At 58.9% G+C, this 15,972-nt stretch carries 17 protein-coding genes; 14 read left to right on the top strand and 3 right to left on the bottom strand.

Annotated elements, in window-relative coordinates:
- Positions 1-366 precede the first annotated feature (366 nt).
- A complete protein-coding gene (locus HF327_RS05755) occupies positions 367-1,059 on the top strand; it encodes a hypothetical protein (RefSeq protein WP_169107341.1) in 693 nt (230 codons plus the stop codon).
- Here the strand turns inward: HF327_RS05755 and HF327_RS05750 are convergent.
- A complete protein-coding gene (locus tag HF327_RS05750; RefSeq protein ID WP_169107340.1) occupies positions 1,056-1,577 on the bottom strand; it encodes a YqaA family protein in 522 nt (173 codons plus the stop codon). The genes HF327_RS05755 and HF327_RS05750 overlap by 4 nt on opposite strands.
- Before the next feature lie 143 nt (positions 1,578-1,720).
- Between HF327_RS05750 and HF327_RS05745 the strand changes: the two genes are divergently transcribed.
- The 8 genes from HF327_RS05745 (at position 1,721) to HF327_RS05710 (ending at position 9,624) form a co-directional block, all read left to right on the top strand.
- Positions 1,721-2,512, top strand: coding sequence for a M15 family metallopeptidase (locus HF327_RS05745; RefSeq protein WP_198460427.1), 792 nt, complete (start codon positions 1,721-1,723; stop codon positions 2,510-2,512).
- Between the two features lie 166 nt (positions 2,513-2,678).
- The gene (dusB, locus tag HF327_RS05740; RefSeq protein WP_169107339.1) at positions 2,679-3,743 is read left to right on the top strand and encodes a tRNA dihydrouridine synthase DusB; all 1,065 of its coding nucleotides are present in this window, start codon (positions 2,679-2,681) and stop codon (positions 3,741-3,743) included.
- On the top strand, positions 3,740-3,973 hold the full coding sequence (locus tag HF327_RS05735) for a Fis family transcriptional regulator (protein ID WP_099735774.1): 234 nt from the start codon (positions 3,740-3,742) through the stop codon (positions 3,971-3,973). Before dusB ends, HF327_RS05735 begins: the two co-directional genes overlap by 4 nt.
- An 88-nt stretch (positions 3,974-4,061) precedes the next feature.
- On the top strand, positions 4,062-5,660 hold the full coding sequence (gene purH / locus HF327_RS05730) for a bifunctional phosphoribosylaminoimidazolecarboxamide formyltransferase/IMP cyclohydrolase (protein WP_169107338.1): 1,599 nt from the start codon (positions 4,062-4,064) through the stop codon (positions 5,658-5,660).
- A gap of 184 nt (positions 5,661-5,844) precedes the next feature.
- Positions 5,845-6,318, top strand: a complete 474-nt coding sequence (locus HF327_RS05725) for a c-type cytochrome (protein WP_169107337.1) — start codon at positions 5,845-5,847, stop codon at positions 6,316-6,318.
- Positions 6,319-6,435: 117 nt separating this feature from the next.
- Entirely contained in the window at positions 6,436-7,116 is a 681-nt protein-coding gene (locus tag HF327_RS05720) for a phosphatase PAP2 family protein (protein WP_236024063.1), read from the top strand.
- A 246-nt stretch (positions 7,117-7,362) separates the two neighbouring features.
- On the top strand, positions 7,363-8,847 hold the full coding sequence (locus tag HF327_RS05715) for an amino acid permease (RefSeq protein WP_169107336.1): 1,485 nt from the start codon (positions 7,363-7,365) through the stop codon (positions 8,845-8,847).
- A 138-nt stretch (positions 8,848-8,985) separates the two neighbouring features.
- The gene (locus HF327_RS05710; protein ID WP_169107335.1) at positions 8,986-9,624 is read left to right on the top strand and encodes a DNA-3-methyladenine glycosylase I; all 639 of its coding nucleotides are present in this window, start codon (positions 8,986-8,988) and stop codon (positions 9,622-9,624) included.
- Positions 9,625-9,786: 162 nt separating this feature from the next.
- Here the strand turns inward: HF327_RS05710 and hemL are convergent, their stop codons facing one another.
- Entirely contained in the window at positions 9,787-11,091 is a 1,305-nt protein-coding gene (gene hemL, locus HF327_RS05705) for a glutamate-1-semialdehyde 2,1-aminomutase (protein ID WP_169107334.1), read from the bottom strand.
- On the bottom strand, positions 11,075-12,046 hold the full coding sequence (thiD, locus tag HF327_RS05700) for a bifunctional hydroxymethylpyrimidine kinase/phosphomethylpyrimidine kinase (RefSeq protein ID WP_169107333.1): 972 nt from the start codon (positions 12,044-12,046) through the stop codon (positions 11,075-11,077). The genes hemL and thiD overlap by 17 nt, the downstream gene beginning before the upstream one ends.
- A gap of 115 nt (positions 12,047-12,161) precedes the next feature.
- On the opposite strand from thiD, the gene HF327_RS05695 reads away from it, so the two are divergent.
- Genes HF327_RS05695 through HF327_RS05675 form a run of 5 tightly spaced genes read left to right on the top strand, consistent with a single transcriptional unit; the run spans position 12,162 to position 15,936 of the window.
- Positions 12,162-12,314 (top strand): rubredoxin, encoded by a 153-nt coding sequence (locus HF327_RS05695; protein ID WP_099735781.1) that lies wholly within the window; start codon positions 12,162-12,164, stop codon positions 12,312-12,314.
- Between the two features lie 50 nt (positions 12,315-12,364).
- Entirely contained in the window at positions 12,365-12,769 is a 405-nt protein-coding gene (locus HF327_RS05690) for a response regulator (protein ID WP_169107332.1), read from the top strand.
- A complete protein-coding gene (locus HF327_RS05685; protein WP_169107331.1) occupies positions 12,769-13,131 on the top strand; it encodes a response regulator in 363 nt (120 codons plus the stop codon). The genes HF327_RS05690 and HF327_RS05685 overlap by 1 nt, the downstream gene beginning before the upstream one ends.
- A 14-nt stretch (positions 13,132-13,145) precedes the next feature.
- A complete protein-coding gene (locus tag HF327_RS05680) occupies positions 13,146-13,673 on the top strand; it encodes a chemotaxis protein CheW (protein WP_169107330.1) in 528 nt (175 codons plus the stop codon).
- A 19-nt stretch (positions 13,674-13,692) separates the two neighbouring features.
- Positions 13,693-15,936: a methyl-accepting chemotaxis protein gene (locus HF327_RS05675; RefSeq protein ID WP_169107329.1), complete on the top strand. Its 2,244-nt coding sequence runs from the start codon at positions 13,693-13,695 to the stop codon at positions 15,934-15,936.
- Positions 15,937-15,972: the final 36 nt, after the last annotated feature.

Below are 15,972 nucleotides of genomic sequence, written 5' to 3'. Positions count from 1 at the left end.
ATCGGCGGTTTTCAGGGAGTGTCCACACCTTGGTGCACGGCTGAAGTTTTCCTGATGTGTCTGGGGCGGAGGTTTTGCAGCGTCTGCTTTTGCTCGCAAATCAATAGCTTTTAGCGCTTTTCCCACAAGGGCTGGCTGGCAAAAACATTCAAATTGCGGGATGCGCTGAGCTGTGTCACAGTGCTGCGCTAAATTGAAGCCAAGCGCTGCACCCCCTCCTTGATTCGCCATTTTGTGGCCTTGTCGTACGCTTCGCCTGCGACTTCATGCCTCGTCTCAACCGCGAATTTGCGATGGGCTGGGTGGTGTTGGCGCCTCTAAGACCGACTAAGTCCCTTATCGAACAACACATAACAGGGAGAGCCCATGCCATTCAAAAAACTGCTGATGGCGGCTGTCGCCGTGCTGGCGACAACGGCCCATGCCGCCCGACCCATGAATACGGACGATGCCCGCATCGTCGACGCCAAGTCTTGCCAGTTGGAAAGCTGGGTCAAACACCCCAGGGGTCATACCGAATTCTGGGCACAGCCCGCTTGCAACTTCACAGGCAATCTGGAGCTGACCATGGGCGGATCGCTGACCCGTCAAGACGGCAGCACGCGCGGCAGCGCCCAGATGTTGCAGGGCAAGACCTTGTTCAAGCCGCTTGAGACCAATGGCTGGGGCTGGGGGCTGGCCATGGGCATGGCCCGTGACCCGCGCCGCGATGCCGGTGGTGGCCACGATATGTATGCCTATGTGCCAGCCAGCTTTTCCCTGCTCAATGACAAGGTGGTGTTGCACACCAATGTGGGCTGGCTGCGCGAGCAAGGCACACGCAGCAACCATCTGACCTGGGGGCTGGGTAGCGAAACGCAGTTGCAGGAACGCACCTGGCTGATCGCTGAAACCTACGGACAGGGCTCAGGCAAGCCGCTGGTGCAGGTGGGCCTGCGTTACTGGCTGGTGCCCGATCGCGTGCAAATAGATGCGACGTATGGCAACCGCATTGGCGAGGGCAGCCAGCGCTGGTTCTCGGTGGGGCTGCGCTTGCTGTCGCTGCCTTTTCTGCCTTAGAAAAACCGCAAAATGAGCTGGTGCAAACCCGCTGTCATCAGCAGGTAGCGCATGAATTTCCCAATCGCCATATAGAACACGCAGGACCAGAAAGGCAGGCGCACCCAGCCAGCCACGGCACACAGCGGGTCGCCCACAATGGGCAGCCAGCTCAGCAAGCAGGCTTTGGCACCGTATTTGCGCAGCCAGTAGCGGGCAAGGCGGTTCCAGCGTGACTTCTGGTGCATGTTCTGGGGGGCTGGGTCGCCGGTTTTGCGCAGCTTTTTGGCCTTGTTCCAGGCCTTGTGAGCTGCCAGCCCCATGCCCCAGCTGATGGCTCCACCCATCGTGTTGCCTGCGGTTGCGACCACAATGGCGGGCCAGAACAGGGCCGGGTTGGCCGAGACCAGTGCAGCGACCACGGGTTCTGAGCCCAGTGGCAGCAAGGTGGCCGAAATCAGGGCGACGATAAAAACGGTGCTCAGGCCCAGCTCAGGCAGGGCCAGCCACTGTAATAACTGATGAATCCACGCTTCCATAGGGTAGCTAGTTTAGAGGGCGCGCTGAATTCCCTGAACTATGCTGATCGTGGCGGGATGAGGAATGGCGGGCTGATGTATGGTTTCTTTTCCAAATGTATACGCTGGTGTAATCAAGTAATACCAGATTAACGGGAGTAAAAATGGCGTTTAGCCCTCAGTCAAACACGGCGCTGCTGAACAAGTCGGCAGCTCTGGCTGTTGCTTTGCTTTTGATAGCTGGTTGCGCCCAGAAAGTGGGCACTGGCGCCTCATCCGATGCCAAACCCGCCGTGGCTAAAGTGGCTGCCGATCTGGTGCCGCTGGCAACGCTGGCACCGGGCGTGAAGCAGGATATGCGCTATGTCACCAAGCACAACTTCATGGGCCGTCCCATTGCGGGGTACGAAGCCGGGGTCTGCTGGCTCAGCCGCCCGGCGGCAGAGTCGCTGGCAGGGGTGCAAAAGGAATTGAGCAGCAATGGGCTGGCTCTCAAGGTTTTTGACTGCTACCGCCCGCAGGCTGCGGTGGATGACTTTGTGCGCTGGGGCCGCGATATGAGCGATCAGCTGAACAAGGACATGTACTACCCGCGCGTGCCCAAGAGCGAACTGTTCAAGCGCGGCTACATCGCTGAAAAATCCGGGCACAGCCGCGCCAGCACGGTGGATATGACGCTGCAGGTGATCGACGCCAAGCGTGCCAGCAAACTGGTGCGTGGTCCGCTGGCCGACGGTATTGAGGTGGACATGGGGACGCCCTTTGACATGTTTGACGAGCAGTCGCATACCGATAACCCCAAGCAGTCCCCGGATGTGCAGCACAACCGCCGCTGGCTGCGCACCCTGATGCAGCGCAATGGCTGGAAGAATCTCCCCGAAGAGTGGTGGCACTACACGCTGGTCAGCGAGCCCTATCCCGCGCAATACTTCAATGTGCCGGTGCGCAGCAACTGAGGCCGCAGACCGGTATTTTTGATAGTGATTCGCACCCGAGGGTGATGCATGGCGTTTAGTGCTGCTGAAAATTTGGGCAGGTATAATCCACCCCTCTTTTCCAGCGCCCAGTCTGCGCCGGGCCCCGCCAGAGTCTGGCTGCCCGCCGCAAAGCGAACCCCTTTCCATGCCCGCCCTGCACATTGGTCATATCCCATTGGCAAATCGTCTGTTTGTCGCACCCATGGCGGGCGTGACGGACAGGCCGTTTCGTCAGCTGTGCAAGGCATTGGGGGCAGGCTACGCCGTCAGCGAGATGGTGACCAGCCGCAAGGACTTGTGGAACAGCCTGAAAACCAGCCGCCGCGCCAACCATGAAGGCGAGCCGGGGCCGATTTCGGTCCAGATCGCCGGTACCGAAGCGCAGATGATGGCCGAGGCCGCTGTCTACAACATCGAGCGCGGCGCGCAGATCATTGATATCAACATGGGCTGCCCGGCCAAGAAGGTCTGCAACAAATGGGCGGGTTCCGCCCTGATGCAGAACGAGCCACTGGCCGTGGAAATTGCCCGTGCCGTGGTCGAAGCCGCGCGCCCCTTCAATGTGCCGGTCACACTGAAGATGCGCACCGGCTGGTGCGATGAGCACAAAAATGCCATCGCCCTGGCACGCCAGTTCGAGGATGTGGGCATTCAGATGCTCACCGTTCACGGCCGCACGCGCGAGCAGGGCTACAAAGGCTTTGCCGAGTACGACACGATTGCTGCCGTCAAACAGGCGGTAAACGTGCCCGTGGTGGCCAATGGCGATATCAACAGCCCCGAAAAAGCCCGCGATGTGCTGGCCTATACCGGGGCGGACGCCATCATGGTCGGCCGTGCAGCGCAGGGCAGGCCGTGGATTTTTCGCGAGATTGGTCATTTTCTGGCAACGGGCGAGCATTTGGCTCCACCGCTGGTGAGCGAGCTGCGAAGCCTGCTGCTTGAGCATCTGCAAGATCACTACCGTCTGTACGGAGAGGGGACCGGCGTGCGCAGCGCCCGCAAGCATATTGCGTGGTATCTGCGTGCTCTGCCGGGCGGGGAAGAGTTCAGAAAACATATCAACACTATTGAGGACTGCGCGGTGCAATGGCAGGCCGTTGCCGACTATCTGGAAGCCCTTGGGCAGCAGATGGACCGGATACCGGCTGCCACGGCCGCTGCTGAGGACAGCAGCGAGCTGGATGAACCGGCAGAAATGACTGCATGAGCAATCAGAATTTAGAACAAGTTGTTCGCGATAGCCTGGAAGGCTATTTCCGCGATCTCGAAGGTGAAACACCGGCCAATGTCTATGACATGGTGATCCGCCTCGTCGAAAAGCCCTTGCTGGAAGTGGTGATGGGGCAGGCCGAAAACAACCAGTCGCGTGCGGCTGAGTGGCTGGGCCTGAACCGTAACACCCTGCGCAAAAAGCTGGTCGATCACCAGCTGCTCTGAATCGATAAAACTACCAAATCCATAGCTGCAAGCGCTTTATAGATATGGGCTTGCGGCTTGTTTTTATCCAAACTTTGAATTGACGCCCATGAAAGCTCTGATCTCCGTCTCTGACAAGACCGGTATCGTCGAATTTGCGCAAGCCCTGCACGCTCTTGGCGTGCAACTGCTGTCCACTGGTGGCACCGCCAAGCTGCTGGCCGACAAGGGCCTGCCCGTGACCGAAGTGGCCGAAGTCACCCAATTCCCCGAAATGCTGGACGGCCGCGTCAAAACCCTGCACCCCATGGTGCACGGTGGCCTGCTGGCCCGCCGCGACTTCCCGGAGCACATGGCTGCGCTGAAGGAACACGGCATCGAGACCATTGATCTGCTGGTCGTGAATCTCTACCCCTTTGAAGCCACCGTGGCCAAGGCCGGTTGCACGCTGGCCGACGCGATCGAGAACATCGACATTGGCGGCCCCGCCATGGTTCGCTCTGCTGCCAAGAACTGGAAAGACGTGGGCGTGATCACCGCCGCTGACCAGTACGACGCTGTGCTGGCCGAGTTGAAGGCAGCTGGCAAGCTGAGCAACAAGCTGCGCTTTGAAATGTCGGTGGCTGCGTTCAACCGCATCAGCCAGTACGACGGCGCGATCAGCGACTACCTGTCGTCGGTGAAGTTTGAAGACGAAAAGCTCAGCGAAGAATACGTGCCCGAGCGCAATCTGTTTGCTGACCAAGCCAACAGCCAGTTCATCAAGATCCAGGATCTGCGCTACGGCGAAAATAGCCACCAGCAAGCCGCCTGGTACCGCGATCTGTACCCCGCCCCTGGCTCGCTGGCCACCGGCGTTCAGTTGCAAGGCAAGGAACTGAGCTACAACAACATTGCCGACGCCGATGCGGCCTGGGAATGTGTGAAGAGCTTTGACGTGCCTGCCTGCGTGATCGTCAAGCACGCCAACCCCTGCGGTGTGGCGATTGGCAAGGATGCGCACGAGTCGTATGCCAAGGCTTTCCAGACCGACCCCACCAGCGCGTTCGGCGGCATCATTGCCTTCAACCGCACGGTGGACAAGGCTGCTGCCGAAGCGGTGTCCAAGCAGTTCGTTGAAGTGCTGATGGCTCCTGCCTTCAGTCCCGAAGCCCTGGAAATTTTCAAGTCCAAGGTCAATGTGCGTCTGATGACGATTGCGCTGCCTGCCGGCGGTGCCACTGACTGGGATAACGGCCGCAACGCCATCGAATCCAAGCGCATTGGCTCGGGCTTGCTGCTGCAAACCTCTGACAACCATGAGCTGACACTGGCCGATCTGAAGGTCGTGACCGTCAAGCAACCGACCCCGGAAGAGCTGAACGATCTGCTGTTCGCCTGGAACGTGGCCAAGTTCGTCAAGTCCAACGCCATCGTCTTCTGCAAGAACGGCATGACCATGGGCGTGGGCGCAGGCCAGATGTCGCGCCTGGATTCGGCACGCATCGCCTCCATCAAGGCTGAAGCGGCCAAGCTTTCGCTGCAGAACACAGTCGTGGCGTCGGATGCCTTCTTCCCCTTCCGCGACGGTCTGGATGTGGTGGTCGATGCAGGCGCGACCTGTGTGGCACAGCCTGGCGGTTCCATGCGTGACCAGGAAGTGATTGACGCAGCGAACGAGCGTGGCGTGGCCATGGTGTTCACCGGCGTGCGCCATTTCCGTCACTGATCTTGGCTGCGGCGAACACAGACCTTCAGACTTCGTTGCACAGTCTCGCCGTAGCGCTGCTACTGTCTTCGACTATGACGCCTTGCCTGAACCGCGAATCTGAAGATTCGCTGGTCTGTTTTCACCGCTAAGACAGAATTGAATCGGCCCGCTTGCGGGCCGATCTACATTGAAGAGTGATGTTATGACTGATCCCATAGACGACGAAGAAAACTATCCGCCGCGTCCGCGCTGGATTGGCTGGCTGATCGGGCTGGTCATGCTGGCGGCAGCTTTGGGGGTGGCCAATATTGGCTGGCGCATCATGCGGGTCAGCTCGGCCGAGCAGGCCACGGATGTGCTGGTGCAGAAGCACCCTGAGCTCGCTGCAGGCAAGAAGTTGGTGGAGCAGTCCGACTGCATGCGCTGCCATGGCTGGGACCGCAAGTTTGTGGGGCCGTCTTTTGTCTCTATCGCGCAGAAGTACAGTGCGCAGAGTGATGCGCAAAGCTATATCGCAGGCAAGATTCGCGGCGGCAGTGTGGGAGTCTGGGGCAATGTCATCATGCCGCGCCATCCGCAGATTAACGATGAGCAGTCGTTGCAGATGGCTGGCTGGATACTGGCGGCGACCCCAGGTGCATCGTCAACGGCATCGCCAGCAGAAGAAGCGAAGTAGTCCGTTGAGACAAACCAGACATCAGAACGAAAAGGCCCTGGGCGTCATGCTCACGGCCTTTTTTTGTCTTTGCCGTCCTATGCCAGTGATGGCGCGCAATCTTTGATAATTCAGCGCATGACTCAGCCCGCGCATTCCTCTGGCAGCCCCCACCATGCTGCTCACCCGCCTCTGGCACGCAAGCAGCGAGGCTTTGTCTTCTGGGCCATCTGGGTGCTGATTGCGTCTTATGCGGTCTACCCCACGGCCAATTGGCTGGCGAGCCTGCGCGAGCAGCGTTTTGACTTCATCACGCCTTGGGATGGGCTGATTCCGCTGGTGCCGGAATTCATCTTTGTCTATTTCTCGTTCTTCCCGTTTCTGGTTCTGCCTTACTGGCTGGTGCAGCAACCGGCCATTTCGCTATTGGGCAAGCGTCAAGTCGCGGGTACGCTGATTTGCGGGCTGGTTTTTGTGCTGTTCCCGGCCAATCTGGCGTTCGACAGAGTGATTCCTGAAGTCGAGCCGTATCGCAGCATTTTTTCTGCGATGTTCTTTGTGGACAAGCCGCACAACCTGCTGCCATCGCTGCACATCGTCTACACAGCGCTCACGGGGCTGGCCATTTGTCAGGCGCAATGGCCCAAAGGCCGGGTCTGGCTGTGTGCGGCAATTGCGCTGTGGAGTGTGGCGATCTGTGCCTCCACCATGTTGGTGCACCAGCACCATATTCTGGATGTGGTCACGGCGCTGCTGCTGGTCGCCGTGCTTTATGGCGTGATCAGGCCAGCGCCCGCTGAGTTGAAGCATCCTGCTTGAGTGCTTGCTTACTTGCAGGAGATAAGCGTCATCCTCCTTCGGCTTGCAGGCTTCGTGAAGCAAGCGCTTGGCTAATCTTTTTCGAGACTGTTGTGCGGCTGATCGCGCATAAAACATGCGGATAAGGCGGTAATGCTGCAGGGAATCTGCATGCTCCTAGTGAAATCCCTAGTATGCATTTTTGACCAAATAAACTGGGCCACAGGTGCAGCTCCATAAGCGCTGCACAGAGCCCAAGGGATATGCATGCAGTGGCTGAAAACCAAAACCATTGAACAGGCTCTGGCCGATTCGGACGAGCCGGGCCGCCAGTTACAGCGCACGCTGGGTGTTTTTGATCTGATGATTCTAGGCCTGGCGGTCGCCGTTGGCGCCGGCATCTTCTCGGTGGGCGCACGGGCAGCGGGCAGCTTTGCCGGGCCTGCGGTGATCTTCTCCTTCATTCTGGCGGCCGCGACCTGCGCGCTGGCCATCATGTGCTATGCGGAGTTTGCCTCCACCGTGCCCGTCACGGGCAGCGCCTACACCTATACCTATCTCACGCTGGGCGAGGGACTGGCGTGGATCATTGGCTGGAATCTGCTGCTGGAGATGATCTCGGCCGCCGCCGTGCTGGCCAAGTACTGGGGTATTTACCTGTCGGCCGTGTTCTCCACGGCGGGTCTGGATATTGCGCAGACCATCCAGATTGGCGGCTTCTCGCTCAACTGGGGGCCGTTCTTCATCGTGGCCGTATTCACCGCCTTGCTGATTGCGGGCACGCAGGTGTCGGCCAAGGTGAACAACGTGTTCACCGTGATCAAACTGCTCATTACTGTGTTTGTGATCGTTGTCGGCTTCACTTATATGAATACCGATAACTTCGCCCCCTTTGTGCCGGCATCGCAGCCGCCTGTCTTGGCACATGGCGTGACGGGTGACCTGTGGGGTCAGCCCATGCTGGCCTGGCTGTTTGGCGCAGCACCCAGTCAGTACGGCTGGCTGGGCGTGGTCTCGGGCGCATCGCTGGTGTTTTTCGCCTTTCTGGGTTTTGACGTGGTCGCCACATCGGCCGAAGAAGTCAAAGACCCGCAGCGCACCCTGCCACGCGGCATTCTGGGCGGGCTGGCGCTGGTCACGGTGCTCTACATACTGGTCACGCTGGCGTTGACCGGCATGGTTCCCTATACCGAACTGGCCAAGGCCGAAAATCCATCGCTGGCCACCGCCTTCATCGCCGTGGGCGCAGGCTGGGCGGCACAGGTCATCTCGGTCGGCGTGCTGATTGGCATGACCACCGTGGTCATGGTGCTGCTCATGGGCAGCTCGCGTGTGCTGCTGGCGCTGTGCCGTGATGGCTTGCTGCCGCGCAGCTGGGGCGTGACATCGGCCACGCGCAAAACCCCTGTGCGCCTGCAGCTGATCGTGGGCGCCGTAGTGGCGGTGCTGGCGGGCTTTACCAAGGTGGAGCTGCTGGAGGAGATGATCAACATCGGCACGCTGTCTGCCTTTGTGATGGTCAGCATCGGCGTGCTGGTGCTGCGCAAAAAGCGTCCGCAAGCGACGGGTGGCTACCGGGTTCCCTTTGTTCCCGTACTGCCCGTGCTCTCAGCCCTGCTGTGCACCTACCTGATGCTGAACCTGACCACGCTGACCTGGGTGCGCTTTCTGGGCTGGATGGCGCTGGGAGTGGTCATCTATATGGTGTACGGCATGCGTTACTCACGCTTGGCACAAGCTAGTAAAAAGTGAGCTGGTAGCGCTCTATATTCATAGACTTCAATAAGTTTTATGCCTGAAGTCTATTGAAATAAAGCGCAAGCAGCTATCAAATGAAAAGCCCTGTAGTGAATGTGCTGCAGGGCTTTTGCATTGGGTAGAGTGCTAGGCATGAGCACTGAATCCACTGACATCGCCACTCCCCGAGTTCCCACCAGCCCTAGCGGAGACGGCCTGCACCGCTGCACCTGGTGCCTGGCTACGCCTGACTATGTGCACTATCACGATCATGAATGGGGCTTCCCGGTCGATAGCGACCAGCGCCTGTTTGAAAAGCTCTGTCTGGAAGGCTTTCAGTCCGGCTTGAGCTGGTACACGATCCTGAAAAAGCGCGAGCACTTCCGCGCTGCATTTGCGGGGTTTGACTTCTACCAAGTCGCCCAGTTTGGCGAGGCCGATGTGCAGCGCCTTCTGCAGGACGCAGGCATCGTGCGCCACCGCGGCAAGATCGAGGCAGCGATTAACAACGCCCAGCGCGCGATTGAAATGGTGGCGCAAGAAGGCTCGCTGGCTGCTTTCTTCTGGCGCTATGCACCGGCCAAGCCTTCTGCGGGCACGGATATTCAGGCTCAGACTGCGGAGTCACAAGCCATGTCGAAAGAGCTGAAAAAACGCGGCTGGAAGTTTGTCGGTCCCACCACCATGTACGCGCTGATGCAGGCCATGGGCCTGGTCAACGACCATGCTCCGGGTTGCGTGACCCGGGTAGAGGTGGAAAAGGCGCACAAGGCCTTCAAGCTGCCGCAATAAAAAACGCCCCGGCAAAGCGGGGCGCTCTCATCAATCGGGAGGTGCTGCTTGAAACTGGCGCACTCCAAGTCGGAGACATCCAGCAAGGGCAGCCCCGCAGCGAAGATGTTGTCCCCCTCCCGCAGAGAGGGGGAAGCCGCAAAGCGGCTCAGGGGGCGATATTCAAAGTGTCTTGAACACTTCCTTGGCGGCTTCAATCGTGCGGTCGATATCGTCTTCGGTATGGGCCGCGCTCACAAAGCCCGCTTCATACAGCGCAGGCGCGAAGTAGTGGCCGCGCTCCAGCATGCCGTGGAAGAATTGGTTGAAGACCTTGCCGTCGGTCTTCATGACCTGCGCGTAGTCCGTGGGCAGCTCGGGCAGGAAGTAGAAGCCGAACAGGCCGCCTTGCCAGTCCACGCTGAAGGGAATGCCGGCGGCATTCGCTTCGGACTTCAGACCTTGCATCAGGTGGCCGGTCTTGAGGTGCAGGTCGGCATGGAAGCCGGGGCGGCTGATGAGTTCCAGCGTCTTCAAGCCGCAAGCTGTAGCAATAGGGTTGCCCGACAGCGTGCCGGCCTGGTAGACGGGGCCGAGCGGCGAGAGCTTTTCCATGATCTCGCGGCGCGCGCCGAAAGCGGCCATGGGCATGCCGCCGCCGATGACCTTGCCCATCACGGTAATGTCGGGGGCAAAGCCGGGAATGTCTTTGGCGTACAGACTCTGGGCGCTGCCCAAGGCAACGCGGAAGCCGGTCATGACTTCGTCATAGACCATCAGCGCACCGTGTTCCTGGGTCAGCTCGCGGATGCGGCGGGTGAACTCCACGCTGGCGCGCACAAAGTTCATGTTGCCGGCAATGGGCTCCATGATCACGCAGGCGACTTCGTGGCCAATCTTGGCAAAGGCTTCTTCCAGCTGCGCCACATCGTTGTATTCCAGCACGATGGTGTCTTTGGCCACATCGGCGGGCACACCAGCAGAGGACGAGGCACCAAAGGTGGCCAGGCCCGAGCCAGCCTTGACCAGCAGCGAATCTGCATGACCGTGGTAGCAGCCGTTGAACTTGATGATCTTGTTGCGACCGGTGTAACCACGGGCCAGGCGCAGCGCGCTCATACCGGCTTCGGTGCCGGAGCTGACCATGCGCACCATGTCCATGCTGGGCATGAGTTCACGAATCTTCTCGGCCAGCACCACTTCGCGTTCGGTGGGGGCGCCAAAGCTGAAGCCTTCGAGCACGGCAGCTTGTACCGTCTCGATCACTTCGGGGTGGCCGTGGCCCAGGATCATGGGGCCCCAGCTGCCGATGTAGTCGGTGAATTGCTGCTCGTTCTGGTCCCAGAAGTAGGCGCCTTGGGCGCGCTTCACAAAGCGGGGTGTGCCACCCACGGCGGCAAAGGCGCGCACGGGCGAGTTGACGCCGCCGGGGATCACACCCTTGGCGCGTTCAAACAATGCAGTGTTCAAGTCAGTGTTTTGTGTCATGAGAGGGGATCACAAAGCCTTCGATCGGCTTTGTCTCTGGTTCGTCATCAGGGGTTTCTTCGTCTTCTGGCTCGTCTTCGGACTCTTCATCCTCGGTGGGCTGGGCCCAGAAAAGACGGTCAGGCAGGTAGTGGCCCATGCCGGGCCTAAAGCCTGCATCCAGGCTGTGGTCCAGGTACTCCAGCGCTTCCAGCGTTGCGACGCCCAAGTCGTTGCCGGTTGCCAGCAAGGCCGTAATGGCAGCTGAAAGCGTATCACCTGCACCTGTGAACGTAGCGTCAAACATCTCGTACTTGCTGTTGCCCAATACGGTCTGGGCAGTGGTCAGTACGTTGTCCACAAACTGGTCTGGCAAGGGTATACCCGTAACTAATACATAGGGTACTTCCAGCGCTTCGGCAGCCATGGCAATGTCGCGCGCCGTGGGCGAGCGGCTTTGCTCCCAGTCGGGCAGCAGCCAGCGCCACAGGGTATTGTGGTTTCCAACCAACACTGAGGTTTGAGGCAGGACAAGCTCCTTGAACGCGTCCAGGTACTGATCCTGCTTGTCGTCCTCCCACCAGGACAGGTCCGGCATGTAACTGATGATGGGGATGTTGGGGTAGTCAGACGAGATCGCGGCAATCGCAGCCAGGTTGGCGGGCGAGCCAGCAAAACCGACCTTGATGGCGGCGACAGCAATGTCTTCCAGCACCATGCGGGCCTGCTCGGTCACCGCCTCATCATCGAGCGAGAAGTGCTCATGAATGCGGGCGGTGTCTCTGACGTAGGCACCGCAGGCGACAGGCAGGGCGTGACCACCGACCGAGGAGATGGTGGCGATGTCAGCCGACAGTCCGCTGGCTCCACTGGGGTCGCTGCTGTTGAAAGACAGCACGCAAACGGGAGCGGATTCTGTCGCTTCTTCCTGGCTTGTGCGGCGAGGGGGAGTGGTGGAGATGGGGTTCAATGCCATGGCGCACCCCAGTTTGCACCCGGGAATGCAAGGGTGGGAGCCGGGGTTGTGACTAGATACAATCGTTGCATTCTATGTGAAGCCCCTATAAGCTGTGACTGACCCTAAAACTTGGATGTGTTTGACCTGTGGCTGGCTCTATGAGGAAGCTCTTGGCTGCCCGGAGCACGGAATTGCCCCCGAGACTCGCTGGGAGGATGTGCCCATGAACTGGACATGCCCGGAGTGCGGTGCACGAAAAGAAGATTTTGAAATGGTGGAAATCTGAGTGAGCAAAACACTCAATCCATCGACGACCGAATTGGGAGGAATTTCACTGTGACAGCATCTAGTGCGCCCTTGCGCGTTCTGGTGGTGGATGACAGCAACACCATCCGCCGCAGCGCTGAAATTTTCCTCAAGCAAGGCGGCTACGAAGTTCTTCTGGCTGATGATGGCTTTGATGCCCTCTCGAAGGTCAACGACTATCAGCCTCAGCTCATCTTTTGCGACATTCTGATGCCCAAGCTCGATGGCTATCAGACCTGCGCCATCATCAAGCGCAATGCGCGCTTTGCCAGCACACCCGTCGTCATGCTGTCTTCCAAAGACGGTGTCTTTGACAAGGCGCGTGGCCGCATGGTGGGTTGCCAAGACTATCTGACCAAACCGTTTACTAAAGATCAATTGCTGCAAGCCGTACAACAATTCGGGCTGCAGGCAGCAGATGTGGGAGCTGCGTAATGACAATTCAAAAAGTTCTGGTCATCGACGATTCAAAAACAGAGCTGATGGCTCTGACGGACATCCTGCAAAGACAGGGTATGCAAGTGCGTACGGCTGAAAATGGCGAAGACGCCATGAAGCGTCTGGCCGAAGACAAGCCTGATCTGATCCTGATGGATGTGGTCATGCCCGGTCAAAACGGCTTTCAGCTGACTCGCGCCATCTCGCGTGATCCGCTGTATGCCGACGTACCCATCATCATGTGCACCAGCAAGAATCAGGAAACTGACCGAGTCTGGGGTATGCGACAGGGCGCACGAGGCTACATCACCAAGCCGGTGGATGCTGCCGAGCTGCAGGCCAAGATCGCAGCTCTGTAAAGGTTGCGCTGCTTATGGCGAACCGCGAAGCCCTCCGAGACCTCCAATCCCGACTGGCCGGGCGCCTGCAAGCAGCGCGCAATGAAGGCGTCAGCGTCGCCGCTTGGCTGGCTGTACAAGTCGGCGGGCGGGACTATTTGCTACCGCTTAATCAAGCGGGCGAAATTTTCCCCTGGGCAGGCGTTCAGCCTGTTCCTTACACACAAACCTGGTTTCTCGGTATCGCCAATCTGCGCGGTGCCTTGATGGGCGTTGTGGATCTGGCCCAGCTACTGGGTCATGGAAGTGCCCGCAATGAGCAGGAATTGATGGACTGCAGCTTGCTGGCTTTCAACCCTGCGCTGGAAGTGAATGCGGCCTTGCTGGCCGATCGTCTGCTGGGGCTGCGCGCCGCAGATGCATTTTCCAAAACCGAGCCTGCACCTGAGCGCTCCCCGAGTTTCTTTGGTGCCGTGCATATTGATGCGAGCGGCCGCCGCTGGCAGGAGCTGAAATTGCAGCACCTGTCTCAAACTGCTAAATTTTTGAGCATTCGTGCTTGAGGTTTCTGGATACAGCTCTATGTCCTTCGCACAAAAATTAAATCAAATGTTTCGACGCAAGCCCGTTGCGGATGCTGTCCATGCCGATAGCAGCATGATGGCGGACACCGTTGTACAGGATATGTATGACGGCGCGCTCAATAGCGTGCAAGGCGCCCCTTCCATCATCGGAATGGACGAGATGGGGCGCGAAGATGAGCGGGTGAGCTTACCGATTCTTGGCACCGCGACGGTGGCCAAGCATCAGCGCACTTTGTTTACCTTGCTGGGCGGTTCGGTTCTGGTGCTGGTGGTGACTGCGGCATGGATGCTGCGTGATGCCAGTAACTCCAACCAGCAACTCGCAGCCACAGGCCAGGCCCTGATGCAGTCGCAGCGACTGGCCAAGTCGGTTTCCATGGCCATGACCGGTGCGGCGCCGGCTTTTGCGGACGTGAAGGACAGCGCTGGCGTTCTGGCTCGCAACGTGCGCGCTCTGGCGGCGGGCGACTCTGAACTGGGCGTGAATGCGCTGAGCAGCGGCCTGCAAGCTGAGGTCAGCGACATCAGCATGCTGATGGAGCGTGCAGAAAAAAGCGCCAGCCTGATTCTGGGCCAACAAAAAACACTGACTCAGGTGGGTGAGGCGCTGCGCACCATTAATCGCCAGTCTTCTGACTTGCTGGAAACGGCAGAAACCATCTCTTCGCTGAAGCTGCAGCAAGGTGCAGGTGCGGCGGAAATTTCTGCTGCGGGTCAGCTGGTGATGTTGACTCAGCGTATTGCCAAGTCGGCCAATGAATTTCAGACCTTGGAAGGCGTGAGCCCCGAGGCGGTGTTCTTGCTAGGCAAGGACTTGAACTCTTTCAAGGAAATCTCTGAAGGTCTGCTCAACGGTAGCACCGAGCTGGGTCTGAGCGCCTCGCGCGACCCGCAGGTGCGTGAGCAGCTGCAGACACTGATCAAGCAGTACGACGATACACGCACTCAGGCCAGCGCTATTCTGGGCAACCTGCAAGGCTTGGTATCTGCGCGTGAAGCGCAGACCAGCATCAACAATGACAGCGAGCCACTGCGTCAGCAGCTTGAGAAACTGCAGTCTGATTTGCAAGGGCTGGGAGGCTCAAGCATGCTGCAGCTGGTGGTGTTGGCTCTGGCTCTTTTGACGGCGGTGTTGAGTGGTGTCGGTATTTCTCGCGTGCAACTGCTGGACAGCCGCGCACGTCAGAAGGAAGCCGAAAGCCATCAAGTAGACGCCCGCTTGCAGGAGCAAGAGGCCAAGCGCATCAACGACGCCAATCAGGCGGCCATTTTGCGTTTGATGAATGAATTGCAATCCGTCGCTGAAGGTGACTTGACGCAGGAAGCGACCGTTACCGAAGACATCACCGGCGCGATTGCCGACTCGGTGAACTACACGGTAGAAGAGCTGCGTGCGCTGGTGGGCTCGGTACAGAATACCGTCACCCGAGTGGCACAGACGACCGAGCAGGTGGATATGACGTCGACCGAACTGCTGGCCGCATCCAACGAGCAATTGCACGAAATCCGCGAAACCGGTAAGTCCATTCTGGATATGGCCGGCCGTATTAACAATGTGTCAGCTCAGGCGCAGGAATCGGCACTGGTGGCTCGTCAATCGCTGCAAGCGGCTGATTCGGGTCTGAAGGCCGTGCAGAACGCCATCGGCGGTATGAACTCCATTCGTGACCAGATTCAGGACACCTCCAAGCGAATCAAACGTCTGGGTGAATCGTCGCAGGAGATTGGCGAAATCACAGAGCTGATTTCGGACATTACCGAGCAGACCAACGTGCTGGCGCTGAACGCCGCCATTCAGGCCGCATCTGCTGGTGAAGCCGGTCGTGGCTTCTCGGTGGTGGCGGAAGAAGTGCAGCGACTGGCGGAACGTTCTGCCGATGCGACACGTCAGATTGCTGCGCTGGTGAAAGCCATTCAGACCGACACGCAGGACGCGGTGGCCGCTATGGAGCGCTCCACACAGGGTGTGGTTGAAGGGGCTCGCCTGTCTGACTCTGCAGGTACAGCACTGTCTGAAATCGATAGCGTGTCGCGGCGACTGGCCGAGCTGATTGAGCATATTTCTAACTCCACATCGCGTGAAGCCAGCATGGCCAACGGCGTGGCGGAAAACATTCAGCACATTTTTGCGGTGACCGAGCAGACCGGTGAAGGTACTCGTACAACTGCCCAGCAGGTGCGCGAGCTCTCTCACATGGCTGAAGAACTGCGTCAGTCTGTTTCTCGATTCAAGATTGCCTAATTTGACTGGCTCTCCCTCTTATAAAAATGCACGACC

Source organism: Comamonas suwonensis, from assembly GCF_012844455.2.
GTDB classification, from domain to species: Bacteria; Pseudomonadota; Gammaproteobacteria; order Burkholderiales; family Burkholderiaceae_C; genus Comamonas; species Comamonas suwonensis.
This window is presented reverse-complemented; position numbering and strand designations above follow the sequence as displayed.

Excerpts from the sequence above, each read along its gene's own strand:
- dusB (WP_169107339.1), top strand. The coding sequence starts at position 2,679 with ATGCCCGCCCTGCACATTGGTCATATCCCATTGGCAAATCGTCTGTTT.
- purH (WP_169107338.1), top strand. The coding sequence starts at position 4,062 with ATGAAAGCTCTGATCTCCGTCTCTGACAAGACCGGTATCGTCGAATTT.
- HF327_RS05680 (WP_169107330.1), top strand. The coding sequence starts at position 13,146 with ATGGCGAACCGCGAAGCCCTCCGAGACCTCCAATCCCGACTGGCCGGG.
- thiD (WP_169107333.1), bottom strand. The coding sequence starts at position 12,046 with ATGGCATTGAACCCCATCTCCACCACTCCCCCTCGCCGCACAAGCCAG.
- HF327_RS05715 (WP_169107336.1), top strand. The coding sequence starts at position 7,363 with ATGCAGTGGCTGAAAACCAAAACCATTGAACAGGCTCTGGCCGATTCG.
- HF327_RS05745 (WP_198460427.1), top strand. The coding sequence starts at position 1,721 with ATGGCGTTTAGCCCTCAGTCAAACACGGCGCTGCTGAACAAGTCGGCA.
- HF327_RS05720 (WP_236024063.1), top strand. The coding sequence starts at position 6,436 with ATGACTCAGCCCGCGCATTCCTCTGGCAGCCCCCACCATGCTGCTCAC.
- HF327_RS05710 (WP_169107335.1), top strand. The coding sequence starts at position 8,986 with ATGAGCACTGAATCCACTGACATCGCCACTCCCCGAGTTCCCACCAGC.
- HF327_RS05735 (WP_099735774.1), top strand. The coding sequence starts at position 3,740 with ATGAGCAATCAGAATTTAGAACAAGTTGTTCGCGATAGCCTGGAAGGC.
- HF327_RS05725 (WP_169107337.1), top strand. The coding sequence starts at position 5,845 with ATGACTGATCCCATAGACGACGAAGAAAACTATCCGCCGCGTCCGCGC.
- hemL (WP_169107334.1), bottom strand. The coding sequence starts at position 11,091 with ATGACACAAAACACTGACTTGAACACTGCATTGTTTGAACGCGCCAAG.
- HF327_RS05755 (WP_169107341.1), top strand. The coding sequence starts at position 367 with ATGCCATTCAAAAAACTGCTGATGGCGGCTGTCGCCGTGCTGGCGACA.
- HF327_RS05675 (WP_169107329.1), top strand. The coding sequence starts at position 13,693 with ATGTCCTTCGCACAAAAATTAAATCAAATGTTTCGACGCAAGCCCGTT.
- HF327_RS05685 (WP_169107331.1), top strand. The coding sequence starts at position 12,769 with ATGACAATTCAAAAAGTTCTGGTCATCGACGATTCAAAAACAGAGCTG.
- HF327_RS05750 (WP_169107340.1), bottom strand. The coding sequence starts at position 1,577 with ATGGAAGCGTGGATTCATCAGTTATTACAGTGGCTGGCCCTGCCTGAG.
- HF327_RS05695 (WP_099735781.1), top strand. The coding sequence starts at position 12,162 with ATGTGTTTGACCTGTGGCTGGCTCTATGAGGAAGCTCTTGGCTGCCCG.